2 protein-coding genes are annotated in these 842 nt (G+C 49.2%); both read right to left on the bottom strand.

Features of this window, described 5'->3' with window-relative positions:
• Window positions 1-369: iron chelate uptake ABC transporter family permease subunit (locus R7R78_RS25290; protein ID WP_225474522.1), on the bottom strand; the 369-nt coding region annotated here is incomplete at its 3' end.
• A 9-nt stretch (window positions 370-378) separates the two neighbouring features.
• A partial coding sequence (locus R7R78_RS25285) for a hemin ABC transporter substrate-binding protein (protein WP_225474521.1) occupies window positions 379-842 on the bottom strand: 464 nt, incomplete at its 5' end.

Here is an 842-nt window from a genome sequence, read left to right as displayed (position 1 = left end):
TTGAGGATGGTTTTGGCTAAACTCAGCAAAAACGACGATGGCAAAAGCGCCGCCCAACGCCGCACCAGCAGAAACCCCGATAATGCCGGGTTCTGCCAATGGGTTTCGGAAAAGCCCTTGCATGACCACCCCACAAATCGCGAGGATTGCGCCGATGAACATACACAAAATCGTACGAGGTAGGCGTATCTCATTGATAACGAGTTGAATGTGTGGTGCCAGCTCTGAATGTGCGCCAATTAAGCCGCGCAGACTGTCTGTGAAACTGATGTTCATCGGGCCGACGGTTATAGAAGCGATGGCGATAAACGCTAAAAATCCAGACAGCGTAATCAGCGTGGTTGATAAAGGAATACGTCGTAACAGCATCGAAAATCTCTATGGGTAAAGCAAGGTATTGAGACGTTTAGCCTCTGACAGGCTTTTTAGTCCCAAACCGCCAACCAAAGCGTGTCCATCAATGGTGATGATGTTCTTTGCCTGGCCTGCTGGTGTTGCTGCAAGTAACGGCATCGCCTTTAAAATGGCGTCTGCACCGCCCATGGTCTCATAGCTGCGGCCACTAACTAAAATGACATCGGGTTGCATCTCTACCATCGCTTCGGTTGACAGTGGTTTGTAAGAGGTTAGTTTTTTCGCCGCAGGATTATCACCGCCTGCTAACGCGATGATTGCGTTTGGCGTGGTATCCAAGCCTGCAACATTGGCTGGGCGACCTTCGTGAATAAGCAAAAACAGCACTTTCTTTTTAGCAGAAGGTGCAGGCTGATTCGCTTGCAAAGATTCGACTTGCGTTTTTACCTCTTGCTTCAAGTTTGCTGCTTGAGACTCACGGTTCATGA

It is taken from the genome of Vibrio sp. 2134-1 (genome assembly GCF_033339495.1).
The sequence above is the reverse complement of the archived record's forward strand: the minus strand, read 5'-3'. Positions and strand labels throughout refer to the sequence as shown.